Here is a 26,495-nt window from a genome sequence, read left to right as displayed (position 1 = left end):
CCCTTTTATTTTGTCTGTTTTATAGCGTATTTTTGTTTAAGTCTCTAAATATCTATCTCTTGTGGCGTTTTAACGTTACTGAAATGTAAATTTTGACCATCTGGTCTACTTTATAGTGCTGCACCATCTCATTTTTCATTAAACCAGGCGCGCAAGCGTTTTCCGCAGTGATTTACCTGATCTTTTTGTCGCTTAAGCCGCATTCCACTCGCCAGACTTGCAAAAGAGTAAACAAAATATCCGTTTTAAGTTGACTTTTACCCACCAAATCCCCAGAATGCCGCCGTTTGCCAAAAATCCGCTGGCAACACATTTGCATTGATCCATGACATGCTATGAATTAATATGCAAATAAAGTGAGTGAATATTCTCTGGAGGGTGTTTTGATTAAGTCAGCGCTATTGGTTCTGGAAGACGGAACCCAGTTTATCGGTCGGGCCATAGGGGCAACGGGTTCGGCGGTTGGGGAAGTCGTTTTCAATACTTCAATGACCGGTTATCAAGAAATCCTCACTGATCCTTCCTATTCTCGCCAAATCGTTACTCTTACTTATCCTCATATCGGCAATGTCGGCACCAATGCGGCTGACGAAGAATCTTCTCAGGTACATGCGCAAGGCCTGGTCATCCGCGACCTGCCGCTGATTGCCAGCAACTTCCGCAATACCGAAGACCTCTCTTCTTACCTTAAGCGCCATAACATCGTGGCGATTGCCGATATCGATACCCGTAAGTTAACGCGTCTGCTGCGCGAGAAGGGTGCACAGAACGGCTGCATTATCGCGGGTGATAACCTCGATGCGACGCTGGCGCTGGAAAAAGCGAAAGCCTTCCCGGGCCTGAACGGCATGGACCTGGCGAAAGAAGTGACGACCGCTGAAGCCTACAGCTGGACTCAGGGTAGCTGGACGCTGGAAGGCGACCTGCCGGAAGCGAAAAAAGAGAGCGAGCTGCCGTTCCACGTGGTGGCCTACGATTTCGGCGCCAAGCGCAACATCCTGCGCATGCTGGTTGACCGCGGCTGCCGCCTGACGGTAGTTCCGGCACAAACGTCTGCCGAAGACGTGCTGAAGATGAATCCGGACGGTATTTTCCTGTCCAACGGCCCTGGCGACCCGGCGCCGTGCGATTACGCCATCGCCGCCATCAAGTCCTTCCTGGAAACCGACATCCCGGTATTCGGCATCTGCCTCGGCCATCAGCTGCTGGCGCTGGCGAGCGGTGCGAACACCGTTAAGATGAAGTTCGGCCACCACGGTGGTAACCACCCGGTGAAAGACATCGATAACAACACGGTGATGATCACCGCGCAGAACCACGGCTTTGCCGTCGATGAAGCCTCGATGCCGGCTAACCTGCGCGTGACCCATAAGTCGCTGTTTGATGGCACCCTGCAGGGGATTCATCGCACCGATAAGCCAGCTTTCAGCTTCCAGGGTCACCCGGAAGCCAGCCCGGGCCCACACGACGCCGCGCCGCTGTTCGATCACTTCATCGAACTTATCGAGCAATACCGTAAGACCGCTAAATAATCAGGAGCCGAGAAGACAATGCCAAAACGTACAGACATAAAAAGCATCCTGATCCTTGGCGCTGGCCCGATCGTCATCGGCCAGGCCTGCGAATTCGACTACTCCGGCGCGCAGGCGTGTAAAGCCCTGCGTGAAGAGGGTTACCGCGTAATCCTGGTAAACTCTAACCCGGCAACCATCATGACCGACCCGGAAATGGCTGATGCAACCTACATCGAGCCGATTCACTGGGAAGTGGTACGTAAAATCATCGAGAAAGAGCGTCCGGACGCGGTGCTGCCAACCATGGGCGGCCAGACGGCGCTGAACTGTGCGCTGGAGCTGGAGCGTCAGGGCGTGCTGGAAGAGTTCGGCGTGACAATGATTGGTGCGACCGCCGACGCGATTGATAAAGCAGAAGACCGTCGCCGCTTCGACGTGGCGATGAAGAAAATCGGCCTCGACACCGCGCGTTCCGGTATCGCACACAACATGGAAGAAGCGCTGGCCGTCGCGGCTGACGTGGGCTATCCGTGCATCATCCGTCCATCGTTCACCATGGGCGGCACCGGCGGCGGCATCGCCTACAACCGCGAAGAGTTCGAAGAGATTTGCGAACGCGGTCTGGATCTCTCTCCAACCAAAGAGCTGCTGATTGATGAATCGCTGATTGGCTGGAAAGAGTACGAGATGGAAGTGGTGCGTGATAAAAACGACAACTGCATCATCGTCTGCTCCATCGAAAACTTCGATGCGATGGGTATCCACACCGGCGACTCCATCACCGTTGCGCCAGCCCAGACCCTGACCGACAAAGAGTATCAAATCATGCGTAACGCCTCGATGGCGGTACTGCGTGAAATCGGCGTGGAAACCGGCGGTTCTAACGTGCAGTTCTCGGTGAACCCGAAAACCGGCCGTCTGATTGTTATCGAAATGAACCCGCGCGTGTCCCGTTCCTCCGCGCTGGCCTCTAAAGCGACCGGCTTCCCGATTGCGAAAGTGGCGGCGAAGCTGGCGGTGGGTTACACCCTCGACGAGCTGATGAACGACATCACCGGTGGCCGCACCCCTGCGTCCTTCGAGCCGTCCATCGACTACGTTGTGACCAAAATTCCACGCTTCAACTTCGAGAAATTCGCAGGCGCGAACGACCGTCTGACCACCCAGATGAAATCTGTCGGTGAAGTGATGGCGATTGGCCGCACGCAGCAGGAATCCCTGCAGAAAGCGCTGCGCGGCCTCGAGGTGGGCGCGACCGGCTTCGACCCGAAAGTGAGCCTGGACGACCCGGAAGCGCTGACCAAAATCCGCCGCGAGCTGAAAGACGCGGGCGCAGAGCGTATCTGGTATATCGCCGATGCCTTCCGTGCGGGCCTCTCCGTCGACGGCGTGTTCAATCTGACCAACATCGACCGCTGGTTCCTGGTGCAGATTGAAGAGCTGGTGCGTCTGGAAGAACAGGTCGCGGAGCTGGGCATCAACGGCCTGGACGCTGACTTCCTGCGCGTGCTGAAGCGCAAAGGCTTCGCCGATGCGCGTCTGGCTAAGCTGGCGGGCGTGCGTGAAGCGGAAATCCGCAAGCTGCGCGACCAGTACGACCTGCACCCGGTCTACAAGCGCGTGGACACCTGTGCGGCTGAATTCTCGACCGACACCGCCTACATGTACTCCACCTATGAAGACGAGTGCGAAGCGAACCCGTCCGTCGACCGCGACAAGATTATGGTGCTGGGCGGCGGTCCAAACCGTATCGGCCAGGGCATTGAGTTCGACTACTGCTGCGTACACGCCTCGCTGGCGCTGCGCGAAGACGGTTACGAGACCATCATGGTCAACTGTAACCCGGAAACGGTTTCTACCGACTACGACACCTCTGACCGCCTCTACTTCGAGCCGGTTACCCTGGAAGACGTGCTGGAAATCGTGCGCATCGAGAAGCCAAAAGGCGTTATCGTGCAGTACGGCGGCCAGACCCCGCTGAAGCTGGCGCGCGCGCTGGAAGCAGCAGGCGTGCCGGTTATCGGCACCAGCCCGGACGCGATTGACCGTGCGGAAGACCGCGAGCGTTTCCAGCAGGCGGTTGACCGTCTGAAGCTGAAACAGCCGGCGAACGCCACCGTCACCGCCATTGAAATGGCCGTTGAGAAGGCGAAAGAGATTGGCTACCCGCTGGTGGTGCGTCCTTCCTACGTGCTGGGCGGCCGCGCGATGGAAATCGTGTATGACGAAGCCGACCTGCGTCGCTACTTCCAGACTGCGGTGAGCGTCTCCAACGATGCGCCAGTGCTGCTCGACCGCTTCCTCGACGACGCGGTTGAAGTGGACGTTGACGCCATCTGCGATGGCGAAATGGTGCTGATTGGCGGCATCATGGAGCATATCGAGCAGGCAGGCGTGCACTCCGGCGACTCCGCCTGTTCTCTGCCAGCGTACACCCTGAGCCAGGAGATTCAGGACGTGATGCGCCAGCAGGTGCAGAAGCTGGCCTTTGAGCTGCAGGTTCGCGGTCTGATGAACGTCCAGTTCGCGGTGAAAGACAACGAAGTCTACCTGATTGAAGTCAACCCGCGTGCGGCGCGTACCGTACCGTTCGTCTCCAAAGCCACCGGCGTACCGCTGGCGAAAGTGGCGGCGCGCGTGATGGCGGGCCAGACGCTGGCGCAGCAGGGCGTGACCAAAGAGATCATTCCACCGTACTACTCGGTGAAAGAAGTGGTGCTGCCGTTCAATAAATTCCCGGGCGTTGACCCGCTGTTAGGGCCAGAAATGCGCTCTACCGGGGAAGTGATGGGCGTGGGCCGCACCTTCGCAGAAGCGTTCGCGAAGGCGCAGCTGGGCAGTAGCTCCACCATGAGAAAATCAGGCCGTGCGCTGCTCTCCGTTCGCGAAGGCGACAAAGAGCGCGTGGTTGACCTGGCCGCCAAGCTGCTGAAACAGGGCTTCGAGCTGGACGCGACCCACGGTACCGCGATTGTGCTGGGCGAAGCCGGCATCAACCCGCGTCTGGTGAACAAGGTGCATGAAGGTCGTCCGCACATTCAGGACCGTATCAAGAATGGCGAATACACCTACATCATCAACACCACCGCAGGCCGCCAGGCGATTGAAGACTCCAAGCTGATTCGTCGCAGCGCGCTGCAGTACAAAGTGCACTACGACACCACCCTGAACGGCGGTTTCGCAACGGCCATGGCGCTGAACGCGGATGCCACCGAGAAGGTGATTTCAGTGCAGGAAATGCACGCGCAGATTAGCAAATAAGTAAAAATGCCCGGTGCCGTTCGGCTGCCGGGCATTCTCCCATCTTCAGAACCTTCTGGTTTTTCATCCGCTTTCAGTCAGTTAGCCTAAAATGGTTAGGTCGATAACGAAATTCAACTGAGAGCAGGGGAAAACACCATGCAAAATAAATTACTGATCGCTTCCGTTCTGGCTGCCACGACAATGTTTACCGTTGCGGGCTGTTCGTCTAATCAGGCCGTAAAAACCACCGATGGCAAAACCATTGTCACCGACGGCAAACCTCAGGTGGATGACGATACCGGTCTGGTGTCGTACAAAAACGCCGAAACCGGTCAAACCGAGCAGATCAACCGTGACCAGGTGAAATCCATGGGCGAGCTGGATAACTAATTCAGAATTCTGACGTAAGCCCGTCAATAATATTCACTATTAGCCTGTTGAATTACTGACTACACTCTTTTGTTAAAAGAAAGCAGTAACAACAGGCTAATCAATGATTCTGATAATTTATGCCCATCCTTATCCGCAGCACTCGCATGCGAATAAGCGGATGCTTGAGCAGGTAAGGACGCTTGATAACGTAGAGATACGTTCCCTCTATCAACTTTATCCCGATTTTAATATCGATATCGCCGCCGAACAGGAGGCGCTTTCCCGTGCCGATCTGATTATCTGGCAGCATCCAATGCAGTGGTACAGTACGCCCCCGCTCCTGAAGCTGTGGATTGATAAAGTCTTCTCCCACGGCTGGGCGTATGGCCACAACGGCAATGCGCTAAAAGGAAAAAGCCTGATGTGGGCGGTCACCACCGGCGGTGGGGAAAGCCATTTTGATATCGGTTCCTTCCCGGGTTTTGACGTCCTGGCGCAGCCGCTGCAGGCGACTGCGCTCTATTGCGGTCTGAACTGGCTCCCGCCGTTTGCGATGCACTGCACGTTTGTTTGCGACGATGAAACGCTGCAGGCGCAGGCTCGCCATTATAAACAACGCTTACTTGAGTGGCAGGAGACGCACCATGGATAGCCATACGCTGATAGAGGCGCTGATTTACCTCGGCGCGGCGGCGCTGATTGTGCCCGTGGCGGTCCGCCTGGGGCTGGGTTCGGTGCTCGGCTACCTGATTGCGGGCTGCGTCATTGGGCCGTGGGGCTTTCGACTGGTCACGGATGCCGAGGCGATTCTCCATTTCGCTGAAATTGGCGTGGTGCTGATGCTGTTTGTGATTGGCCTGGAGCTCGACCCGCAGCGGCTGTGGAAGCTTCGCGCCTCGGTATTTGGCGGCGGCGCGCTGCAGATGGTGGCCTGCGGCCTGCTGCTGGGCGGGTTCTGCATCCTGTTAGGAATGGACTGGAAAGTGGCAGAGCTCATCGGCATGACGCTGGCGCTCTCCTCAACGGCCATTGCCATGCAGGCGATGAACGAGCGAAATCTGACGGTCTCCCAGATGGGACGCAGCGCGTTCTCGGTGCTGCTGTTCCAGGACATTGCCGCTATCCCGCTGGTGGCGATGATCCCGCTGCTGGCGGCCAGCGGTTCCTCTACCACGCTGGGCGCTTTCGCGCTGTCGGCACTGAAGGTGGCGGGCGCGCTGGCGCTGGTGGTGGTGCTTGGCCGCTACGTGACCCGCCCGCTGCTGCGGTTTGTCGCCCGCTCTGGCCTGCGCGAAGTGTTCAGCGCCGTGGCGCTGTTCCTGGTGTTTGGCTTCGGTCTGCTGCTGGAGGAGGCCGGGCTGTCGATGGCGATGGGGGCGTTCCTCGCAGGCGTTCTGCTGGCGAGCTCTGAATACCGTCACGCGCTGGAAAGCGATATCGAGCCGTTCAAAGGGTTGCTGCTGGGACTGTTTTTCATCGGAGTCGGGATGTCCGTCGACTTCGGTACGCTGGTGACGCACCCGCTGCGGATCGTCATCCTGCTCGTCGGCTTCCTGGTCATTAAAATGGTGATGCTGTGGCTGATTGCTCGCCCACTGAACGTGCCGGGCAGGCAGCGCCGCTGGTTCGCCGTGCTGCTGGGGCAGGGGAGTGAATTTGCGTTCGTGGTCTTTGGCGCCGCGCAGATGGCAAACGTGCTCGATCCCGAGTGGGCGAAAGCGCTGACGCTGGCGGTCGCCCTGTCGATGGCGGCGACGCCTGTGCTGCTGGTGGTGCTGACGCGCCTGGAAAAATCGGACAGCGGGCAGGAGCGCGAGGCCGATGAGATCGACGAGGAGCAGCCGCGCGTCATCATCGCCGGATTTGGCCGCTACGGGCAGATCGTGGGTCGTTTACTGCTGTCGAGCGGGGTGAAAATGGTCATCCTCGATCACGACCCCGACCATGTCGATACCCTGCGTAAATTTGATATGAAGGTGTTTTACGGGGATGCAACCCGCGTCGATCTGCTGGAATCCGCCGGGGCGGCAAAAGCCGAGGTGTTGATTAACGCCATTGACGATCCGGAAACCAGCATGCAGATGGTGGAGCTGGTAAAAGAGCATTTCCCGGCGCTGACTATTATCTCCCGCGCGCGCGATGTGGATCACTACATCCGGCTGCGGCAGGCGGGCGTAGACGCGCCGGAGCGTGAAACCTTCGAAGGTGCGCTGAAGTCTGGCCGCATGGCGCTGGAAAACCTGGGACTTGGCGCGTATGAAGCACGCGAACGGGCAGACCTGTTCCGCCGCTTTAATACCGAGATGGTCGAAGAGATGGCGGCGATGGCCGGCAGTACGGCCACCGAGCGTGCGGCGGTGTTCAAACGCACCAGCGCGATGCTGACGGAAATCATTAACGAGGACCGTAACCACCTGTCGCTGATCCAGCGCCATGGCTGGCAGGGCACGGAAGAGGGCAAGCATACCGGCGATCCGGCTGACGAGCCCGAGAGTAAACCTTCCGCGTGAAGTGGAGTTGCCAGCAATATTAAAAAATTTCTTTATCTTTACCCTGCCGCCAGTCGACGAAAGATTAAGCTTTCCGTATAGTGGCGGCAATTTTTTGCATCCGGGAAATTTTCAATGATCAGTCTGATTGCAGCGCTGGCGGTGGACCGCGTTATCGGTATGGAAAATGCCATGCCGTGGAACCTGCCTGCCGATCTCGCATGGTTTAAACGTACTACGTTAAACAAGCCGGTAGTGATGGGCCGCCTGACCTGGGAGTCGATTGGTCGTCCATTGCCGGGCCGTAAGAATATCGTTATCAGCAGCCAGCCGGGCACTGACGATCGCGTCGAATGGGTAAAATCAGTAGACGAGGCGATTGCTGCATGCGGCAATGCCGAAGAGATCATGGTGATTGGCGGTGGGCGCGTGTACGAGCAGTTCCTGCCAAAAGCGCAGAAGCTGTATCTGACCCACATTGATGCAGAAGTGGAAGGGGATACTCATTTCCCGGACTACGATCCGGACGAGTGGGAATCGGTATTCAGCGAATTCCACGATGCGGATGCACAGAACTCCCACAGCTACTGCTTCGAGATTCTGGAACGTCGTTAAGTGATTTTCCCTCTCCCGGCCGGGAGAGGGAATAACGTATCAGGAGGCAACGGCCTCGCTTTCCCCCAGGTCCAGCTGTCGGTTGGACGGCTGCACAAAGTAAGCTTTATCTTCCCAGCGTAAGCAGGTTAACTCTCCGCCCCAGCAGCATCCGGTATCCAGACCGTAAATCCCTTCCGGTGTGCCTTTTCCTTCCAGTGCAGCCCAGTGACCAAATACCACGCTGTACTCGCTTGTCACCGGCCCCGGAATGGCAAACCACGGCTTGAGCGGCGCGGGCGCGCTCTCCGGCGTCTCTTTGGAATACATATCCAGCTGTCCGTTCGGGAAGCAGAAGCGCATGCGGGTGAACGCGTTGGTGATAAAGCGCAGACGGGCCAGACCGCTGAGATCCTCGCTCCAGTGGTTCGGCATATCGCCGTACATGGCATCGAGGAAGAAAGGATACGAGTCGCTTGCCAGCACCGCCTCAACGTCACGCGCGCAGGTTTTCGCCGTCTCAAGATCCCATTGCGGGGTGATCCCGGCATGCGCCATGACCAGCTTTTTCTCTTCGTCGATCTGCAGCAGGGGCTGACGGCGCAGCCAGTTAATCAGATCGTCCGCGTCCGGCGCATCCAGCAGTGGGGTGAGGCGATCTTTAGGTTTGTTGCGGCTGATCCCGGCGAAAACCGCCAGCAGATGCAGATCGTGATTGCCCAGCACCATGCGCACGCTATCGCCCAGCGATTTGACGAAACGTAATACTTCAAGGGAGCCGGGGCCACGCGCGACTAAATCGCCCGTCAGCCAGAGCGTGTCCTGTCCTGGCGTAAAGTCGACCTGTTTTAATAATGCGATCAGTTCATCGTAGCAACCGTGAACGTCGCCAATCAGATATGTAGACATTAGATTAATGAATGAGTGTGGTTACGGCGAGACGGAACACAGGAATGGCAACGCGGAAATCATTGCCATCGACGTCGACCATTTCATAATGGCCCTGCATGGTACCCATCGGCGTTTCAATCACCGCGCCGCTGGTGTACTGGTACTCTTCGCCAGGGGCGATGTGGGGCTGTTCACCAACCACACCTTCGCCCTGAACTTCGATTTCGCGGCCATTGCCGTTAGTGATAAGCCAGTAGCGCCCGCGCAGCTGCACGGGCATCCGCCCCAGATTGCGAATGGTCACGGTGTAAGCGAAAACAAAACGTTCTTCGTCCGGTGAGGACTGTGATTCAACATAGACGCTTTGTACATGGACACATACGCGGGGCGAATCAATCATGGCTTAACTCTCCTTCGGCGGCGCATTATCGCTGATGTAATTAGCCAGCTTGCAGTACTGCTCTACGGAAATGTTCTCCGCACGCATTGCCGGGTCGATCCCCAGCTCGGCTAACACCTCAACGGTAAACGAATTGCTCAGGCTGTTACGGATCGTTTTACGGCGCTGGTTAAAGGCTTCTGTGGTAATGCGGCTCAGTACGCGCAGATCTTTAACCGGATACGGTTTCGTCTTGTGCGGCACAAGGCGCACAACCGCTGAATCCACTTTCGGTGGTGGTGTGAACGCTGACGGCGGTACTTCGAGTACCGGGATCACGTTGCAGTAATACTGTGCCATCACACTTAAACGACCATACGCTTTACTGTTCGGGCCTGCAACCAGACGGTTAACAACCTCTTTTTGCAACATGAAGTGCATGTCGGCAATGGCATCAGTATAGCTAAAGAGGTGGAACATGAGCGGCGTGGAGATGTTGTACGGCAGGTTGCCGAAGACGCGCAGCGGCTGGCCCATTTTTTCGGACAGCTCGCCAAAGTTCATGGTCATGGCGTCCTGCTGATAGATGGTCAGCTTCGGCCCGAGGAACGGGTGCGTTTGCAGGCGTGCGGCCAGATCGCGGTCCAGTTCGATGACGGTCAGCTCGTCGAGGCGTTCGCCTACCGGCTCGGTCAGCGCGGCAAGGCCCGGGCCGATTTCGACCATCGCCTGACCTTTTTGCGGATTAATAGCCGAGACAATGCTTTCGATCACGAACTGATCGTTAAGGAAGTTTTGCCCGAAACGTTTACGGGCTAAGTGGCCCTGATGGACTCGATTAGTCATTGAGTATTAACAATCATTTTGATGGCGAGATTAAGCGCCGTAATAAAACTGCCGACATCCGCTTTCCCCTGGCCTGCCAGATCCAGCGCAGTACCGTGGTCAACGGACGTTCGAATAAAGGGTAAACCGAGGGTGATATTCACCCCGCGGCCAAAGCCCTGGTATTTTAGCACGGGCAGGCCCTGATCGTGGTACATCGCGAGCACGGCGTCGGCATTATCCAGGTATTTCGGCTGGAAAAGGGTATCTGCAGGCAGCGGCCCGCTGAGGTTCATCCCCTTCGCCCGCATTTCGTCGAGCACCGGAATAATGGTGTCGATCTCTTCGGTTCCCATGTGCCCGCCTTCTCCGGCGTGCGGATTCAGGCCGCAGACCAGCACGTGCGGCTGCGGGATCCCAAACTTTGTCTGCAGATCGTGGTGCAAAATCCCGATGATCTCGCGCAGGAGTTCAGGGGTGATCGCATCAGGAATGGCTCTGATCGGCAGATGGGTAGTCACCAGCGCAACGCGCATTTCCTCCGTCGCCAGCATCATCACCACTTTCGGGCTGTGCGAGCGCTCTTCGAAGAACTCCGTATGCCCGGTAAAGGGTATACCCGCTTCGTTGATGACGCCTTTGTGGACGGGGCCGGTAATAAGGGCGGCAAATTCGCCCTTCAGGCAACCGTCGCAGGCGCGCGCCAGGGTTTCAACGACATAGTGGCCGTTTTCCGTGCAGAGCTGGCCCGGAATAACCGGCGTACGAAGGGGAACAGAAAGAAGGGTGAGGGTACCGGCTTGCTGCGGTGCTGGCTGTTGGCCTTCAACGTAAGGGATGAGCGTTAAAGGCAGACCGAGCAGCGTTGCCCGGTCTTGTAACAGTGTTGCATCGGCGCAGACAACCAGTTCTACCGGCCAGCTGCGCTGGGCGAGCTGGACAACGAGGTCAGGCCCAATCCCGGCGGGTTCGCCGGGCGTGATAACAACACGATGCTGTTTCATTAGTTGCTCAGAACTTTCACGTAAGCGCTGGCGCGTTGTTCCTGCATCCAGGTCGCTGCTTCTTCAGAGAACTTACGGTTAAACAGCATACGGTATGCTCTGTCTTTCTGTGCCGCATCCGTTTTATCAACGTTACGGGTGTCCATCAGCTCGATCAGATGCCAGCCGAATGAAGAGTGGACCGGCGCGCTGATCTGGCCTTTGTTCAGCTTCATCAACGCATCGCGGAAGGCAGGATCGTAAATATCCGCAGCCGCCCAGCCCAGATCGCCGCCCTGGTTAGCAGAGCCTGGATCCTGAGAGAACTCTTTTGCTGCTTTCGCAAATGAGGTTTTACCGCTCTTAATGTCAGCTGCGATCTGTTCCAGCTTCACACGCGCCTGATCGTCAGTCATGATCGGTGACGGTTTCAGAAGAATGTGGCGAGCGTGAACTTCGGTGACGGAGATATTTTGGCTCTGGCCGCGCAGATCGTTCACCTTCAGAATGTGGAAGCCCACGCCTGAACGGATAGGACCAACGATATCCCCTTTCTTCGCCGTGCTCAGCGCCTGGGCAAAGATAGATGGCAGCTCCTGAATACGTCCCCAGCCCATCTGGCCGCCTTTCAGCGCCTGTTGGTCAGCGGAGTAGGTGATTGCCAGCTTGCCAAAGTCGCCGCCGTTACGCGCCTGTTCAACAATCGAACGCGCCTGGCTTTCGGCTTCCGCAGCCTGATCGGACGTTGGGTTCTCTGGCAGTGGGATCAGAATGTGGCTCAGGTTCAGCTCTGTGCTCGCATCGTTCTGGTTACCCACCTGTTTTGCCAGCGCGTCCACTTCCTGAGGCAGGATGGTGACGCGGCGACGCACTTCGTTGTTACGCACTTCCGAAATCAGCATCTCTTTACGGATCTGATTACGGTAGGTGGCGTAGCTGATGCCGTCATAGGCCAGGCGGCTGCGCATCTGGTCTAAAGACATATTGTTCTGCTTCGCGATGTTAGCGATCGCCTGATCGAGCTGCTCGTCAGTGATCTTCACACCCATTTTCTGCCCCATCTGCAGAACGATCTGATCCATGATCAGACGCTCCAGGATCTGGTGGCGCAGCGTAGCGTCATCCGGAAGCTGTTGACCGGCTTCGCCCGAATTGAGCTTCACCGATTTCATCAGACCGTCAACGTCACTTTCAAGCACGACGCCGTTGTTAACCACAGCAGCGACTTTATCAACAACCTGGGGGGCGGCGAAGCTGGTATTCGCAACCATAGCGACACCGAGCAGCAGCGTTTTCCAGTTCTTCATACTTTTTCCATTTCAATTAACCGCAAAGCGGATTACGTTGCAAATCAAGCACATTACAAGGCGCTACTGTACGGCAGAATATTCGAGCGCAGCATTTTCTGCGTACCCAGACCGTAGTTGGAACTCAGGCCGCGTAACTCGAAGTTAAAGCCAATCACGTTATCGTATTTGCTCTGATTGTTTTCACTGTTCCAGCCGTTAAGCTTGCGTTCGTAGCCGACACGCAGCGCGTAACAGCAGGAGTTATATTGCAGACCCACCATCTGGTCAGCAGGTTTATTAGCGTTAGTGTCAAAGTAGTAAGCGCCTACGATTGACCAGCGGTCGGCGATTGGCCAGCTCGCTGCGCCACCCACCTGCGAAATACCGTCTTTATACTGCTCTGCAGTACCATAGTTTGGTAACGTCGCCTGAATATATTCCGGGCTGGCATAACGATAGGTCAACTGCACCATACGATCTTCATCCCGGCGGTACTCAATCGCCGCCGTACTGTTGGCGATATTGTCGAGACGGGTGTCATATTGCACGCCACCGCGAAGACCCCAACGATCGGTCATACGCCAGTAGGTATCACCAGCCCAAATCAGCGAACCTGTCTTGTTATCTTTCTCCCACTTAATATTGTCATCGCCGGTGCGAGACTCGGTGAAATAGTAGATTTGACCAACAGAAACGTTAAAACGTTCAACGGCAGCGTCATCATAAACGCGTGATGTGACCCCGGTCGTTAACTGGTTCGCTGAGGCGATGCGGTCAAGGCCACCGTAGGTACGGTCGCGGAACAGGCCGCTGTAATCAGATTGCAGTAAAGAGGAGTCATAGTTATTGATGTTGCTCTGATCGCGATAAGGCACATACAGGTACTGCATACGTGGCTCCAGCGTCTGGGTATAGCCATCCGCCAGAAGTCCCATATTGCGTTCGAAGATCAGCTTACCGTCCATTTTGAACTGTGGAAGCGTACGGTTTACGCTTTCCTCTAGATGAGCGTTGTTGCTGGTGTTGTAATCATCAATATTTTTTTGCTGATAGTGTGTCGCCATCAGCTTGGCTTCCGTGTTCAGGCTTGCCCAGTCATTCGACCATGGCAAGTTGATGACGGGCTCCAGGTGAACTCGGGTGGCTTCCGGCATATTGGAATTGGTGTTTACAAAATGCACCGCCTGACCATAAATACGGGTGTCGAACGGACCCACGTCATTCTGGTACCAGTTAACGTCCAGCTGCGGCTCGGCACCATAGGTACTCGCGGTCTGGCTGGAGAACACCTGGAACTGCTTGTTGGTTACCGTCGCATCGAAGTTCTGCACCGCATAGCCAACGCTGAAGATCTGCGTGGCATAACCGTCGGTACTCGAACCGTATTTTGACGAGAAATCGTTGAAGTAGTTCGGGTCACTGACCTTGGTGTAGTTAACGTTAAAACGCCAGACCTGATCCATTACCCCGGAATGCTGCCAGAAATACATCCAACGGTGTTTATCGCCTTCGGTCGGATGCTCGTCCTGGAAGACTTTATCCGACGGCAGATAATCCAGCTCCATCAGACCCGCACCGGCGTGGGTCAGATAGCGGAACTCGTTCTCCCACATGATGTTGCCGCGCTTGTGAATATAGTGCGGCGTGATCGTCGCATCCATGTTTGGCGCGATGTTCCAGTAATACGGCAGGTAGAACTCAAAGTAGTTCGACGTGCTGTATTTGGCATTCGGGATCAGGAAACCGGAGCGACGTTTGTCACCCACGGGAAGCTGCAGATAAGGGCTATAGAATATGGGCACCGGACCCAGCTTAAAGCGGGCGTTCCAGATCTCTGCGACCTGTTCTTCGCGGTCATGGATAACCTCGCTCCCGACCACGCTCCAGGTATTGGAACCCGGTAGACATGACGTGAACGTACCGTTTTCCAGGATCGTATAGCGGTTTTCACCGCGCTGTTTCATCAGGTCAGCGTCGCCGCGCCCCTGGCGACCCACCATCTGGTAATCACCTTTCCAGACGTTAGTATCTTTAGTATTCAGGTTTGACCAGGCTTTCGGACCTTTCAGGATGACCTGATTGTCGTCATAGTGCACATTACCCAGCGCATCCACCGTTCGTACCGGCTCGGCCGCACCTTCCGGCTGCTTCTGGTGCAATTGCACTTCATCTGCCTGCAGGCGGCTATTGCCCTGGTTAATATCGACATTGCCCGTAAAGGTGGCATTGTCAGGGTAAGTCCCTTTCGAACTGTCGGCAGTAATGGTTACCGGCAAGCTATTTGTATCGCCACTCACCAGTGGGCGATTATAACTTGGAACGCCAAGCATACACTGCGAGGCGAGATCGGCCGCCAGACCCTGTTGACTGTACAGGGCGGAGCCAATCATTGTGGCCAGGAGGGTGGGGATACGTTTTTTCATACGTTGTATTTTATTGTTCCGTCATCAGTGGCTACGGCTTACAAACGCTCAGAGACTATCTTACTCATCTGCGCAGTACCAGCGTTAATCCTGCCCGTTTGCGTGCCAGAGTGTTAGGCTCGCTATCGAATGACGAGTATGATAAAGCAAATTATAGGCGATGTCCTTCAATTGACCGTGACTTGAACACAGTGATGATGACGTTGCGTCGGCAAGGAATATGACTATCCGGGGAGTATATGCAGTATTGGGGTAAAATAATCGGCGTTGCGTTCGCCATCATCATGGGTGCCGGGTTCTGGGGGATTGTGCTTGGGCTTATTATCGGCCATATGTTTGATAAGGCGCGCAGCCGCAAAATGGCCTGGTTTGCCAATCAGCGCGAGCGTCAGTCACTCTTTTTCTCCACCACCTTTGAGGTCATGGGGCACTTAACCAAATCCAAAGGGCGTGTCACAGAAGCCGATATTCAGATTGCCAGCGTCTTTATGGATCGCATGAATCTGCACGGCGACTCCCGTCTGGAAGCGCAAAATGCGTTTCGCATCGGTAAGTCGGATAATTATCCGCTTCGCGAAAAAATGCGTCAGTTCCGCAGCATCTGCTTTGGACGTTTTGATTTAATTCGGATGTTTCTGGAAATTCAAATCCAGGCGGCTTTCGCAGACGGTTCACTTCACCCTAATGAACGTGACGTGCTGTACGTCATTGCGGAAGAGCTGGGCATCTCCCGCATGCAGTTCGACCAGTTCCTGCGCATGATGCAGGGCGGGGCGCAGTTTGGCGGCGGCTATCACCAGCAGTCGTCCGGCGGTGCCTGGCAGCAGGCGCAGCGTGGTCCGACGCTGGAAGACGCCTGCAACGTGCTTGGCGTTAAGCCCTCTGACGATCAGACCACGATTAAACGTGCCTATCGTAAGCTCATGAGCGAACACCATCCGGACAAACTGGTCGCGAAAGGCTTACCGCCAGAGATGATGGAGATGGCGAAGCAAAAAGCGCAGGAAATCCAGAAGGCGTACGAGCTCATTAAAGAGAAGAAAGGTTTCAAATAAAAAAAGCCCGACGATGTCGGGCTTTTTTTTAGAAGTCCACCGGGGCTTTAAACGTCATCGCGTTACCGAAGGCCGGATGGGTGATGGTGAGCGTCTGCGCGTGCAGCTGCAGACGTGGCGCTAAGGCCAGCGCTTCAGGCGGCGCGTAAAACCTGTCGCCCAAAATCGGATGACCCAGGGCGAGCATATGCACGCGCAGCTGGTGCGAACGTCCGGTAATCGGCTTAAGCAGGACGCGCGCGGTATTATCCGGCGCGTACTCCAGCACTTCGTACTCGGTCTGCGCGGCCTTGCCGGTTTCGTAACACACCTTCTGCTTAGGCCGGTTTGGCCAGTCGCAGATCAGCGGTAAATCTACCAGCCCTTCCGCCTTTGCGGGGTGGCCCCAGACGCGGGCGACATACTGCTTTTTCGGCTCGCGCTCGCGGAACTGGCGCTTTAACTCGCGTTCCGCCGCTTTGTTCAGCGCCACCACAATCACGCCGCTGGTGGCCATATCCAGGCGATGGACAGACTCCGCCTGCGGATAATCGCGCTGAATGCGCATCATCACGCTGTCCTTGTGCTCGTCCAGACGCCCCGGCACGGATAACAGGCCGCTGGGCTTGTTGACCACCATAATATGTTCATCCTGATACAGAATGACCAGCCAGGGATCCTGAGGCGGATTGTAAGGCTCCATCACCATCTTGCGCTCCGTTTACTGATGCGTCACAACGATAAGACGCAGGGCATCCAGACGCCAGCCAGCCTGATTCAGGCTTTCCAGCACCTGCTGACGGTTGCTTTCAATCGCAGCCAGCTCGTCGTCGCGGATGTTCGGGTTGACCGCTTTTAACGCTTCCAGACGGGACAGCTCCGCAGACAGTTTCTCGTCGGCTTCACTGCGCGCGGCGTCAATCAGCGCTCTGGCCGCTTTTTCAATCTGGGTTTCGCCCAGTTGCAGAATAGCGTGCACATCCTGCTGTACCGCGTTCACCAGCTTGCTGCCCGTATGGCGGTTTACCGCACTCAGCTGTCGGTTGAAACTCTCGAATTCAACCTGTCCCGCCAGGTTCGTGCCGTTTTTATCCAGCAGCAGACGCACCGGTGTTGGCGGCAGGAAGCGGGTGAGCTGCAGCTGTTTCGGCGCCTGCGCTTCCACAACGTAGATCAGCTCCACCAGCAGGGTGCCCACCGGCAGCGCCTTGTTTTTCAACAGGGAGATGGTGCTGCTGCCGGTATCGCCGGAGAGGATCAGGTCCAGACCGTTGCGGATCAGCGGGTGTTCCCAGGTGATAAACTGGGCGTCTTCGCGGGACAGCGCCACGTCACGCTCAAAGGTGATGGTACAGCCATCTTCCGGCAGGCCCGGGAAATCCGGAACCAGCATGTGATCGGACGGAGTCAGGACAATCAGGTTCTCGCCGCGATCGTCCTGGTTGATGCCGACGATGTCGAACAGGTTCATGGAGAAGCTGATGAGACTGGTGTCATCATCTTGCTCTTCAATGCTCTCGGCAAGCGCCTGCGCTTTTTCACCGCCGTTGGAGTGGATCTCCAGCAGGCGGTCACGCCCTTGCTCCAGCTGCGCTTTCAGCGCGTCGTGCTTCTCACGGCAGGACTTGATCAGCTCATCAAACCCTTCCGTGTTTTCCGGCGCGGCCAGGTAGCCGATCAGATCGCCATGCACCTGATCGTAAATGGTGCGGCCCGTCGGGCATGTATGTTCAAACGCGTCCAGACCTTCGTGGAACCAGCGTACCAGCACGGACTGGGCAGTTTTTTCCAGATACGGCACGTGGATCTGAATATCATGCGCCTGGCCGATACGATCCAGACGGCCAATACGCTGCTCGAGCAGATCCGGGTTAAACGGCAGATCGAACATCACCAGGTTGCTGGCGAACTGGAAGTTACGGCCTTCAGAGCCGATTTCCGAGCACAGCAGAACCTGCGCGCCGCTGTCCTCTTCCCCAAACCACGCCGCGGCGCGGTCGCGCTCGACGATGGACATGCCCTCGTGGAACACGGCGGCACGAATACCTTCGCGCTCGCGCAGGACCTGCTCCAGCTGCAGCGCGGTGGCCGCTTTGGCGCAGATCACCAGCACTTTCTGGGAGCGGTGCGCGGTCAGGTAGCCCATCAGCCACTCCACGCGCGGATCGAAGTTCCACCAGGTGCCGGTATCGCCTTCGAACTCCTGGTAGATCTGTTCCGGATAAAGCATGTCGCGGGCGCGCTCTTCCTGGGTTTTGCGCGCACCCATAATGCCGGAGACTTTAATCGCCGTTTGATACTGCGTCGGCAGCGGCAGCTTAATCGTATGCAGCTCGCGTTTCGGGAAGCCTTTGACGCCGTTACGGGTGTTTCGGAACAGCACGCGGCTGGTGCCGTGGCGGTCCATCAGCATGTCGATCAGCTCTTTACGCGCGGATTCCGCGTTGTCGCTCTCGCTGTTCGCAGCCTGCAAAAGCGGCTCGATATCCTGCTCGCCAATCAGATCGCTCAGGGTGTTGAGTTCGTCATCAGAAAGACGCTTGCCCGCCAGCAGCATGGCGACGGCATCGGCGACCGGACGGTAGTTATTCTGTTCTTCCACGAACTGCGCAAAGTCGTGGAAACGGTTTGGATCGAGCAGGCGCAGACGGGCGAAGTGGCTTTCCAGACCCAGCTGCTCCGGCGTTGCGGTCAGCAGCAGGACGCCAGGCACGCGTTCCGCAAGCTGCTCGATAGCCATGTATTCGCGGCTCGGCGCGTCTTCGCTCCAGACCAGGTGGTGCGCTTCGTCAACAACCATAATGTCCCACTCGGCATCGCACAGGTGCTCAAGACGCTGCTTGCTGCGGCGCACGAAGTCGAGGGAGCAAATGACCAGCTGTTCGGTTTCAAACGGGTTGTCGGCGTCGTGCTGCGCTTCGGCATAGCGTTCATCGTCGAACAGGGAGAAACGCAGGTTAAAGCGGCGCAGCATCTCAACCAGCCACTGGTGCTGCAGGGTTTCTGGCACCACGATCAGCACGCGTTCGGCAGCGCCGGAAAGCAGCTGTTGATGCAGGATCATGCCCGCTTCGATGGTTTTACCCAGACCCACTTCATCTGCCAGCAGCACGCGCGGCGCGTGGCGACGGCCCACGTCGTGGGCGATGTTCAGCTGGTGGGGGATCAGGCTGGTGCGCTGGCCGCGCAGGCCGCTCCACGGCATGCGGTACTGTTCACTCTGGAACTTACGCGCGCGATAGCGCAGGGAGAAGCGATCCATACGGTCGATTTGCCCGGCAAACAGGCGGTCCTGCGGCTTGCTGAACACCAGTTTGCTGTCGAGCAGCACTTCACGCAGGATGACATTGGCTTCATCCGTATCAAGACGAGTACCAATGTAGGCGAGCAGTCCATTCTCTTCTTTTACGTCTTCAATCTTGAGCTGCCAGCCGTCATGGCTGGTCACGGTGTCACCCGGATTAAACATCACGCGGGTTACAGGGGAGTCATTGCGAGCGTACAGACGGTTTTCACCGGTGGCAGGGAAGAGGAGGGTAACCATACGCGTATCGATTGCTACGACGGTTCCTAGTCCAAGTTCGCTTTCTGTATCGCTGATCCAGCGTTGACCAAGTGTAAAAGGCATAGTTGTTCGGCTCTAATCTTTAATTGCAGGCAATAGTTCGACTACCGTCAAAAAAGACGGTCAACGAAAAATGGGTCCAGGAATGGAAAGGGCGCTATGGTACTGGATGGCAGCCATTTCGTCACGCGTCAAAATAGGCCAAGTTGCCCTGTAACCAGTGTAGCAAAATCATCGTCGATGAAGGGCAAAATTCCGTCGGCAACCGGCTGAAGCTGGCGCGTCAGATAGTGTTCGTAATCCAGCGGAGAGTGCTGATAATCCACGGGTTCCGGGCCGCTAATGGTCCAGACGTATTTGATGGTTCCCCGGTTTTGATACTGCGGCGCGCGGCCACGGCGTACGTTTTCTTCATCCGCCAGGCGCGCGGCGCGTACGTGCGGAGGAACGTTGCGCTGGTACTCCGCGAGCGGGCGGCGCAGGCGCTTGCGGTATACCAGCTGCGCGTCAAGTTCGCCCGCCATCAGGCTGGCTATCGTCTCGCGCACGTAGTCCTGATACGGCTCATTGCGAAACACCCGCAGATAGAGCGTCTGCTGGAACTGCTGCGCCAGCGGCGTCCAGTCGGTACGTACCGTCTCCAGTCCTTTAAAAACCATCCGCTGCGCGTCGCCTTCCTGAATCAACCCGGCGTAGCGCTTCTTGCTGCCCTGATCGGTGCCGCGAATGGTGGGCATTAAAAAGCGGGCGAAATGGGTTTCAAATTCCAGCTCCAGCGCGCTGGTTAACCGCTCTTTCTGCAAATGTTCCTGCCACCAGTCGTTCACGAAGGCGACCAGCGCTTTGCCGATTTGCGCGGCGTCGTCTTCAGAGTGCGGGCCCTTAAGCCACACAAAGGTGGAGTCCGTGTCGCCGTAGATGACGTCATAGCCCCGGGACTCAATCAGCGCTTTGGTCTGGCGCATGATCTCGTGCCCGCGCATGGTGATCGAGGAGGCCAGACGCGGATCAAAGAAGCGGCAGGCGCTGGTGCCCAGCACGCCGTAGAAGGCGTTCATAATGATTTTCAGCGCCTGTGAAAGCGGCTTGTTGCCGTGGCGCTTGGCCTCATCGCGGCCGTGCCAGATGTTTCCCACGATTTCAGGCAGGCAGTGTTTTTCCCGCGAGAAGCGTGCGCCGAGGAAACCTTCGGTGCTGTGCTCATCGTCCGGCTGGGCCATGCCCTCTACCAGCCCGACGGGATCGATCAGGAAGGTACGGATAATCGACGGGTACAGGCTTTTGTAGTCCAGCACCAGCACCGAGTCATACAGTCCTGGCCGGGAGTCCATCACGTACCCGCCGGGGCTTGCCTGCGGCGGTACGTCCCCGAGGTTGGGGGCGACGTATCCCGCCCGGTGCATGCGCGGAAAATAGAGGTGGCTAAAAGCCGCCACGGAGCCGCCGTGCCTGTCTGCCGCCAGGCCGTTTACCGTCGCGCGCTCCAGCAGGAACGGCATAATCTCGGTTTTGTGGAAAATTTGCGTGACCAGCTCGCAGTCTTTCAGGTTATAGGTGGCAAGCGCCGGTTTATCTTCATTAAAGCGCCGGTCGATCTCGTCCATTCTGTCCCAGGGGTTGTCGATGGATTTGCCTTCGCCAAGCAGCTCCTGTGCGACCGCTTCGAGGGAGAATGAAGAGAAGTTCCAGAAGGCGGACTTAAGCGCCTCAATGCCGTCGATAATCAGGCGACCGTTGGCCTGCGCGAAAAAAATACCGTTCTTAAAACCGTGTTCGCGCCATTCCAGCTCGCTGTTTCCGCGCCCCAGCATCAGCGGGATGCGGTAGCGCTCGGCGTGCTTTTGCAGGACGCGCAGGTCGAACTGCACCACGTTCCAGCCGATCAGGACGTCGGGGTCGTTGTCGGCAAACCACTGGTTAAGCTTCTCCAGCAGCTGCGGGCGGCTGTTGACGTACTCAAGCCGGAAATCCAGCGCGGACGCATCGCCATTCGGCGGCCCGAGCATATAAACAACCCGATCGCCGCAGCCTTCCAGACCGATGCAGTACAGTTCGCCGTGACGGGTGGTTTCGATATCCAGGGAGACCCACTTCAGCGGCGGGCGGTAGTGCGGATTCGGCTTCAGGCGCGCGTTAACGAGGCTGCCGCAATGCGCGGTGCCGTCGACCCAGACGGGGGCGGAGATGAACCGCTCCATCAGAAAGCGTTCCGGTGGGCGGATATCGGCCTCATAGAGCGTCACGCCCGCCTCGCGGAGCAGCTTTTCATAGCGCATCAGCTGGCGATGGGCGCGACAGTAGAGGCCGTAAACCGGCTGACGGTGGAAATCCTTCAGCTCAAGCGGGGTGATGCGCCAGCCGTTTTCGCCGCGCAGCAGCTGCTTTACCTTTTCGACGTGGGCTTCAGGAATAAAGGCCACGGATTCCTGCGGGGGCAGCGTAACGTGCAGCGGACCGCTGTCGGTTGCCAGCCAGAACGCGACCTCGGTGCCCTGAGGGGTATCCCGCCAGTGTCGGGTCAGTAAAAAGCCTTCTTGCGCCTGCGCCACGCCGTTATCCCAGAAAACAAAACCAGGCCTGATTATAGCCTGGTTAAGATTTTAATGCTGGGTTTATATACAGTTTACTGCCCGTAATAGGCCTTCGCGCCGTGCTTGCGCAGGTAATGCTTATCCAGCAGGGTTTGCTGCATATCCGGCAGCTGCGGCGCCAGCTGGCGACAGAAGATCCCCATATAGGCGACCTCTTCGAGTACGATGGCGTTATGCACCGCGTCTTCCGCGTTTTTACCCCAGGCAAACGGGCCGTGGGAGTGCACCAGCACGCCGGGCATCTGCGCGGCGTCGATCCCCTGTTTTTCGAAGGTTTCGACAATCACGTTGCCTGTTTCCCACTCATATTCGCCGTTAATCTCGGCGTCGGTCATCAGACGCGTGCAGGGAATGGTGCCGTAAAAGTAGTCCGCGTGCGTGGTGCCGGTCGCCGGGATGGACTGGCCCGCCTGCGCCCAGATGGTGGCGTGGCGCGAATGGGTATGCACGATGCCGCCGATGGTCGGGAATGACCGATACAGCAGGCGGTGAGTCGGCGTATCGGAGGACGGTTTTTTCTTACCTTCGACCACTTCGCCGGTCTCAAGGCTGACAACGACCATATCGTCTGCGGTCATCACCGTGTAATCCACGCCGGAAGGCTTAATCACGAACACGCCTTTTTCGCGGTCAACGGCGCTGACGTTGCCCCATGTCAGGGTGACCAGATTATGTTTCGGCAGCGCCAGGTTGGCTTCGAGCACCTGACGTTTGAGATCGTCTAACATCGTTATCTCCCTGCCCGGTGAGCGTAGCGTCACCGGGCATTCCGTACTTAGCGTTTTGAACCGTAATAGACTTCGTTCCAGCGCAGCGCGTCTTTGAAGGCGGGCAGGCGGGTATCGTTATCAATCACGGTCAGCTCGATGTCGTGCAGCTCGGCGAACTGACGCATGTCGTTCAGATCCAGCGCGTGGCTAAACACCGTGTGGTGCGCGCCGCCGGCCAAGATCCAGGCCTCTGAGGCGGTTGGCAGGTCAGGCTGTGCTTTCCACAGGGCGTTGGCGACCGGCAGTTTCGGCAGAGAGTGCGGCGTTTCAACCGCATCGACGCAGTTCACCAGCAGGCGGAAGCGATCGCCCAGGTCGATCAGGCTGGCGTTGATGGCCGGGCCCGTACGGGTGTTGAAGATCAGACGCGCCGGATCGGCTTTGCCGCCGATGCCGAGGTACTGCACGTCGAGGATCGGTTTCTCTTCCACGGCGATCGTCGGGCACACTTCCAGCATGTGCGAGCCGAGTACCAGGTCATTGCCGTTTTCGAAGTGATAGGTGTAGTCCTCCATAAAGGAGGTGCCGCCCTGCAGACCGGTCGACATCACCTTCATGATGCGAAGCAGAGCGGCAGTTTTCCAGTCGCCTTCGCCCGCAAAGCCGTAGCCCTGCTGCATCAGACGTTGTACCGCCAGACCCGGCAGCTGTTTCAGGCCGTGGAGGTCTTCAAAGGTAGTGGTAAAGGCGTGGAAGCCGCCCTGTTCCAGGAAGCGCTTCATGCCCAGCTCGATGCGCGCCGCGTCCAGCACGTTCTGACGCTTGTCGCCGTTGATTTGTGCCGCAGGCGTCAGGCGGTAGCTGCTTTCGTACTCGTCCACCAGCGCGCTCACGTCGCCGTCGCTGATTTCATTCACCACCTGCACCAGGTCGCCCACGGCCCAGGTATTCACGGAGAAGCCGAACTTGATCTGCGCGGCCACTTTGTCGCCGTCGGTGACCGCCACTTCACGCATGTTGTCGCCGAAACGCACCACTTTCAGATGGCGGGTATCCTGTTTGGATACTGCCTGGCGCATCCAGGAGCCGATACGCTGTTGCGCTTTGCCATCCTGCCAGTGGCCGGTGACCACCGCGTGCTGCTGGCGCATACGCGCGCCGATGAAGCCGAACTCGCGGCCGCCGTGCGCGGTCTGGTTCAGGTTCATAAAGTCCATGTCGATGCTGTCCCACGGCAGCGAGGCGTTGAACTGGGTATGGAACTGCAGCAGCGGTTTGTTGAGGATAGACAGGCCGTTGATCCACATTTTGGCGGGTGAGAAGGTGTGCAGCCACACCACCAGACCGGCGCATTTATCGTAGTAGTTGGCGTCGCGGCAGATGTGGGTAATTTCGTCCGGCGTTGTGCCCAGCGGCTTCAGCACCAGTTTGCACGGCAGTTTGGCTTCCGCATTCAGCGCGTTAACGACGTGCTCTGCGTGTTTCGTCACCTGCTGCAGCGCTTCCGGTCCGTACAGATGCTGGCTGCCAATCACAAACCACACTTCATAGTTATTAAAAATGGTCATCATCGTGTCCTTAATGGGTCAGGGTTGCCGTAGTGTCCGCGGTGCTTTTGGCCGGGGCGGCGACAGGGAGATAGTGAAGTTCGGCGCTTTTTGCCCATTGCTGGTAGCGCTGATAAAGCTGTTCAAAGCGTTGCGCCTGATGGGCGCGCGGCTGGAGCGTGTTTTCGACGGCGCTCGCCATATGCTGCTGTGCGGTCGGAATGTCGGCATGCACGCCTGCGGCCACGGCAGCGAAAATCGCCGCGCCCAGCGCGCAGCACTGATCGGAGGCCACAATCTGCAGCGGACGGTTCAGCACGTCGCAGCAGGCCTGCATGATCACCGGGTTTTTACGGGCGATGCCGCCCAGCGCCATCACGTTGTTCACGTCGATGCCCTGTCCGGTGAAGCACTCCATAATGGCGCGGGCACCGAAGGCCGTTGCGGCAATCAGGCCGCCGAACAGCGCAGGGGCGTCGGTCGCCAGGTTGAGATCCGCGATCACCCCTTTCAGGCGCTGGTTGGCAAACGGCGTGCGGCGGCCGTTAAACCAGTCCAGCACCACCGGGAGGTGATCGAGAGACGGATTTTTTGCCCAGGCTTCGGTGAGCTGCGGCAGAAGCTGCTTTTTGCTGTCGGCTATCTGGGTTTTCAGTTCAGGATGCGCCGCCGCCAGCTGGTCCAGCGGCCAGCCGAGCACGCGACCAAACCAGGCGTAGATATCGCCAAACGCGGACTGACCGGCTTCAAGACCGATGAAGTCCGGCACCACGCTGCCGTCAACCTGGCCGCAGATGCCTTTCACCGCGCGGTCGCCGACGGTGGCTTTATCCGCCGTCAGGATGTCGCAGGTTGAGGTCCCGATGACTTTGACCAGCGTGTTTGGCTGTGCGCCCGCGCCCACGGCGCCCATATGGCAGTCAAAGGCACCGCCCGAGATGGCCACGTTCTGCGGCAAGCCGAGGCGCGTCGCCCACTCTTCGCAGAGGGTGCCGACGGGAATATCGGCGGTAAAGGTGTCGGTAAAGAGCGGGTACGTCAGGCTCTTGTTGAGGATCGGGTCGAGTTCATCAAAGAACGCGGCCGGAGGCAGGCCGCCCCAGCTTTCATGCCACAGGGATTTATGCCCGGCGCTGCAGCGACCGCGGCGGATATCCTGCGGGCGGGTGGTGCCGGAGAGCAGGGCAGGCACCCAGTCGCACAGTTCAACCCATGACGCCGCAGCCTGCGCAACGGCTGCGTCGGCACGGGTGACGTGGAGGATCTTGGCCCAGAACCATTCGCTGGAATAAATCCCGCCGATGTAGCGCGAGTAGTCCTTTTTGCCCGGCTGGTGGCACAGGCGCGTAATGGCTTCGGCCTCTTCCACGGCGGTGTGGTCTTTCCACAGCACGAACATGGCGTTCGGGTTGTCGGCGAACTCCGGGCGCAGCGCCAGCACGCGGCCTTCGGCATCCACCGGGGCAGGCGTGGAGCCGGTGCTGTCGACGCCAATTCCGACAATCTCAGCCCGCTGGGCGTCAGTCAGTTCGGCAAGAACGGTTTTGATCGCCGCTTCCATCGACTCGATATAGTCACGCGGGTGGTGACGGAACTGGTTGTTAGGCGCATCGCAGTAGCGCCCCTCTTGCCAGCGCGGGTACCACTCAACGCTGGTTGCTATCTCCTGGCCGGACGTACAGTCCACTGCCAGCGCGCGAACCGAATCGCTGCCAAAATCGAGGCCAATCGCAATTGCCATGGTGTTGCTCCATCGAAAAAACAGGTATGGAAGAACATTAGAGACTGGGGAAAAAAGTCGTCAGGCAGGATCCGCTAATCTTATGGACTAAATTGCTGTTACAACGGAAAGTGTGACGCCGTGCAAATATTCAATGTGGACATTTCTGCCGCACTTATAGACACTTTTGTTACTGGTTATCTGCCTGCTCTGGCGGAGAAATCAGGGGGAAAGGCTGAAATATGGCGGACGTAAAAGCGGCGTGATGCTTTTTGGATCTTTTCGCGGGCCATTTTAAAGCTGCTTTTAGTGATATGGACAATTGG

Annotated in this window: 19 protein-coding genes; 7 read left to right on the top strand and 12 right to left on the bottom strand. The window is 57.5% G+C overall.

The genetic code is table 11. The features are described 5' to 3' along the window. The first annotated feature begins 383 nt into the window (after window positions 1-383). The 6 genes from carA (at window position 384) to folA (ending at window position 8,233) form a co-directional block, all read left to right on the top strand. Window positions 384-1,532 (top strand): glutamine-hydrolyzing carbamoyl-phosphate synthase small subunit, encoded by a 1,149-nt coding sequence (gene carA / locus M2422_RS11185; protein WP_010427050.1) that lies wholly within the window; start codon window positions 384-386, stop codon window positions 1,530-1,532. 18 nt (window positions 1,533-1,550) lie between these two features. Next, entirely contained in the window at window positions 1,551-4,775 is a 3,225-nt protein-coding gene (carB, locus tag M2422_RS11180; RefSeq protein WP_039260850.1) for a carbamoyl-phosphate synthase large subunit, read from the top strand. A 138-nt stretch (window positions 4,776-4,913) separates the two neighbouring features. Then, window positions 4,914-5,147, top strand: coding sequence for a YgdI/YgdR family lipoprotein (locus M2422_RS11175; protein WP_023310357.1), 234 nt, complete (start codon window positions 4,914-4,916; stop codon window positions 5,145-5,147). 103 nt (window positions 5,148-5,250) lie between these two features. Next, window positions 5,251-5,781, top strand: a complete 531-nt coding sequence (gene kefF, locus M2422_RS11170; protein WP_023310358.1) for a glutathione-regulated potassium-efflux system oxidoreductase KefF — start codon at window positions 5,251-5,253, stop codon at window positions 5,779-5,781. Continuing rightward, the gene (gene kefC, locus M2422_RS11165) at window positions 5,774-7,639 is read left to right on the top strand and encodes a glutathione-regulated potassium-efflux system protein KefC (protein ID WP_064673217.1); all 1,866 of its coding nucleotides are present in this window, start codon (window positions 5,774-5,776) and stop codon (window positions 7,637-7,639) included. Before kefF ends, kefC begins: the two co-directional genes overlap by 8 nt. Window positions 7,640-7,753: 114 nt before the next feature. Beyond that, window positions 7,754-8,233, top strand: a complete 480-nt coding sequence (gene folA / locus M2422_RS11160) for a type 3 dihydrofolate reductase (protein ID WP_008502023.1) — start codon at window positions 7,754-7,756, stop codon at window positions 8,231-8,233. 39 nt (window positions 8,234-8,272) lie between these two features. Here the strand turns inward: folA and apaH are convergent, their stop codons facing one another. Genes apaH through lptD form a run of 6 tightly spaced genes read right to left on the bottom strand, consistent with a single transcriptional unit; the run spans window position 8,273 to window position 15,002 of the window. After that, window positions 8,273-9,121, bottom strand: a complete 849-nt coding sequence (gene apaH / locus M2422_RS11155; protein WP_023310360.1) for a bis(5'-nucleosyl)-tetraphosphatase (symmetrical) ApaH — start codon at window positions 9,119-9,121, stop codon at window positions 8,273-8,275. A gap of 4 nt (window positions 9,122-9,125) precedes the next feature. Continuing rightward, entirely contained in the window at window positions 9,126-9,503 is a 378-nt protein-coding gene (gene apaG / locus M2422_RS11150; RefSeq protein WP_023310361.1) for a Co2+/Mg2+ efflux protein ApaG, read from the bottom strand. A 3-nt stretch (window positions 9,504-9,506) separates the two neighbouring features. Next, window positions 9,507-10,328, bottom strand: a complete 822-nt coding sequence (gene rsmA / locus M2422_RS11145; protein WP_023310362.1) for a 16S rRNA (adenine(1518)-N(6)/adenine(1519)-N(6))-dimethyltransferase RsmA — start codon at window positions 10,326-10,328, stop codon at window positions 9,507-9,509. Further along, a complete protein-coding gene (gene pdxA / locus M2422_RS11140; protein WP_064673218.1) occupies window positions 10,325-11,311 on the bottom strand; it encodes a 4-hydroxythreonine-4-phosphate dehydrogenase PdxA in 987 nt (328 codons plus the stop codon). The genes rsmA and pdxA overlap by 4 nt, the downstream gene beginning before the upstream one ends. Next, on the bottom strand, window positions 11,311-12,597 hold the full coding sequence (gene surA, locus M2422_RS11135; RefSeq protein WP_033144608.1) for a peptidylprolyl isomerase SurA: 1,287 nt from the start codon (window positions 12,595-12,597) through the stop codon (window positions 11,311-11,313). The genes pdxA and surA overlap by 1 nt, the downstream gene beginning before the upstream one ends. A 53-nt stretch (window positions 12,598-12,650) precedes the next feature. Beyond that, window positions 12,651-15,002, bottom strand: a complete 2,352-nt coding sequence (gene lptD, locus M2422_RS11130) for an LPS assembly protein LptD (protein ID WP_064673219.1) — start codon at window positions 15,000-15,002, stop codon at window positions 12,651-12,653. A gap of 239 nt (window positions 15,003-15,241) precedes the next feature. Between lptD and djlA the strand changes: the two genes are divergently transcribed. After that, window positions 15,242-16,057 (top strand): co-chaperone DjlA, encoded by an 816-nt coding sequence (gene djlA, locus M2422_RS11125; RefSeq protein ID WP_008502016.1) that lies wholly within the window; start codon window positions 15,242-15,244, stop codon window positions 16,055-16,057. Window positions 16,058-16,085: 28 nt separating this feature from the next. Here djlA and rluA read toward each other — a convergent pair whose 3' ends face one another. The 6 genes from rluA to araB all read right to left on the bottom strand — a co-directional run bounded on the left by rluA (window position 16,086) and on the right by araB (window position 26,190). After that, window positions 16,086-16,745 (bottom strand): bifunctional tRNA pseudouridine(32) synthase/23S rRNA pseudouridine(746) synthase RluA, encoded by a 660-nt coding sequence (gene rluA, locus M2422_RS11120; RefSeq protein WP_167818870.1) that lies wholly within the window; start codon window positions 16,743-16,745, stop codon window positions 16,086-16,088. 12 nt (window positions 16,746-16,757) lie between these two features. Continuing rightward, complete coding sequence (gene rapA, locus M2422_RS11115; protein ID WP_064673221.1) at window positions 16,758-19,664, bottom strand: RNA polymerase-associated protein RapA; 2,907 nt, start codon at window positions 19,662-19,664, stop codon at window positions 16,758-16,760. A 128-nt stretch (window positions 19,665-19,792) separates the two neighbouring features. Beyond that, the gene (gene polB, locus M2422_RS11110; protein WP_064673222.1) at window positions 19,793-22,150 is read right to left on the bottom strand and encodes a DNA polymerase II; all 2,358 of its coding nucleotides are present in this window, start codon (window positions 22,148-22,150) and stop codon (window positions 19,793-19,795) included. A gap of 74 nt (window positions 22,151-22,224) precedes the next feature. Further along, window positions 22,225-22,920 carry an L-ribulose-5-phosphate 4-epimerase gene (gene araD / locus M2422_RS11105; RefSeq protein ID WP_039260840.1) on the bottom strand — a complete coding sequence of 232 codons (696 nt, stop codon included), beginning with the start codon at window positions 22,918-22,920 and terminating at the stop codon, window positions 22,225-22,227. 47 nt (window positions 22,921-22,967) lie between these two features. Then, the gene (gene araA / locus M2422_RS11100) at window positions 22,968-24,470 is read right to left on the bottom strand and encodes an L-arabinose isomerase (RefSeq protein WP_259142547.1); all 1,503 of its coding nucleotides are present in this window, start codon (window positions 24,468-24,470) and stop codon (window positions 22,968-22,970) included. 10 nt (window positions 24,471-24,480) lie between these two features. Next, window positions 24,481-26,190 carry a ribulokinase gene (gene araB, locus M2422_RS11095; RefSeq protein ID WP_064673223.1) on the bottom strand — a complete coding sequence of 570 codons (1,710 nt, stop codon included), beginning with the start codon at window positions 26,188-26,190 and terminating at the stop codon, window positions 24,481-24,483. Window positions 26,191-26,495 lie beyond the last annotated feature (305 nt).

This window comes from Enterobacter sp. SLBN-59, from assembly GCF_024807915.1.
Classification (GTDB): Bacteria; Pseudomonadota; Gammaproteobacteria; order Enterobacterales; family Enterobacteriaceae; genus Enterobacter; species Enterobacter asburiae_B.
The sequence above is the reverse complement of the archived record's forward strand: the minus strand, read 5'-3'. Positions and strand labels throughout refer to the sequence as shown.

Coding starts and splice junctions, on each gene's coding strand:
- carB (WP_039260850.1), top strand. CDS start 1,551: ATGCCAAAACGTACAGACATAAAAAGCATCCTGATCCTTGGCGCTGGC.
- M2422_RS11175 (WP_023310357.1), top strand. CDS start 4,914: ATGCAAAATAAATTACTGATCGCTTCCGTTCTGGCTGCCACGACAATG.
- kefF (WP_023310358.1), top strand. CDS start 5,251: ATGATTCTGATAATTTATGCCCATCCTTATCCGCAGCACTCGCATGCG.
- kefC (WP_064673217.1), top strand. CDS start 5,774: ATGGATAGCCATACGCTGATAGAGGCGCTGATTTACCTCGGCGCGGCG.
- folA (WP_008502023.1), top strand. CDS start 7,754: ATGATCAGTCTGATTGCAGCGCTGGCGGTGGACCGCGTTATCGGTATG.
- apaH (WP_023310360.1), bottom strand. CDS start 9,121: ATGTCTACATATCTGATTGGCGACGTTCACGGTTGCTACGATGAACTG.
- apaG (WP_023310361.1), bottom strand. CDS start 9,503: ATGATTGATTCGCCCCGCGTATGTGTCCATGTACAAAGCGTCTATGTT.
- rsmA (WP_023310362.1), bottom strand. CDS start 10,328: ATGACTAATCGAGTCCATCAGGGCCACTTAGCCCGTAAACGTTTCGGG.
- pdxA (WP_064673218.1), bottom strand. CDS start 11,311: ATGAAACAGCATCGTGTTGTTATCACGCCCGGCGAACCCGCCGGGATT.
- surA (WP_033144608.1), bottom strand. CDS start 12,597: ATGAAGAACTGGAAAACGCTGCTGCTCGGTGTCGCTATGGTTGCGAAT.
- lptD (WP_064673219.1), bottom strand. CDS start 15,002: ATGAAAAAACGTATCCCCACCCTCCTGGCCACAATGATTGGCTCCGCC.
- djlA (WP_008502016.1), top strand. CDS start 15,242: ATGCAGTATTGGGGTAAAATAATCGGCGTTGCGTTCGCCATCATCATG.
- rluA (WP_167818870.1), bottom strand. CDS start 16,745: ATGGTGATGGAGCCTTACAATCCGCCTCAGGATCCCTGGCTGGTCATT.
- rapA (WP_064673221.1), bottom strand. CDS start 19,664: ATGCCTTTTACACTTGGTCAACGCTGGATCAGCGATACAGAAAGCGAA.
- araD (WP_039260840.1), bottom strand. CDS start 22,920: ATGTTAGACGATCTCAAACGTCAGGTGCTCGAAGCCAACCTGGCGCTG.
- araA (WP_259142547.1), bottom strand. CDS start 24,470: ATGACCATTTTTAATAACTATGAAGTGTGGTTTGTGATTGGCAGCCAG.
- araB (WP_064673223.1), bottom strand. CDS start 26,190: ATGGCAATTGCGATTGGCCTCGATTTTGGCAGCGATTCGGTTCGCGCG.